This window comes from Thermus sp. (genome assembly GCF_040290245.1).
Lineage (GTDB): Bacteria > Deinococcota > Deinococci > Deinococcales > Thermaceae > Thermus_A.
The window spans coordinates 71175-71761 of the sequence record NZ_PSMQ01000002.1 but is presented as its reverse complement, the minus strand read 5'-3'; the positions used below and the strand labels follow the sequence as shown (position 1 = coordinate 71761).

At 49.9% G+C, this 587-nt stretch carries 1 protein-coding gene; it reads right to left on the bottom strand.

Annotated elements, in window-relative coordinates; translation table 11 throughout:
- Positions 1-570 (bottom strand): COG1470 family protein (locus C4301_RS00860; protein WP_503012370.1); only part of this gene is annotated, 570 nt, incomplete at its 3' end.
- Positions 571-587: the final 17 nt, after the last annotated feature.

The following is a 587-nucleotide window of genomic DNA, read 5'->3' as shown; positions in this document are numbered from 1 at the left end:
GGGATTGAAGCGAACAGTAATTCCAGTAGGAACACTCTCTGCGCTAAGACTTACCGTTCCCGTAAAACCGTTCTGGGGAGTGATGATCAGGGTGGTTGTTGCACTTTGTCCTTGAATCACATCCAAGCTGGTAGGGTCAAGAGAGACGGTAAAGTCTGGCTGGGCCCTTGATCGGACAGTGAGGTTCAAGGTAGCTGACCTTTGGATGTTGCTCGATGACGCCTTGAGAGTGAGGGTGTAGGTTCCTGGACGGACACTTATGTCAACTTCCACAGTGACAGTGGACTTGGTCTGGTCAGGTACGTTTAGTGAACTGGGATCGAAGCGAACAGTAATTCCAGTAGGAACACTCTCTGCGCTAAGACTTACCGTTCCCGTAAAGCCGTTCTGGGGAGTGACGATTAAGGTGCTTGTTGCACTTTGTCCTTGAATCACATCCACGCTGGTAGGGTTAACAGAAATGGTAAAGTCATTCCTGATCGGTCCCCCAACGCCGGATCCACCACCACAAGCGCTCAGCAGTGCCACAAGGAGCAAAAAGACTCCTAGCCACGACAGTTTGTTTTTCATAAAGCTCTCCTCTATTT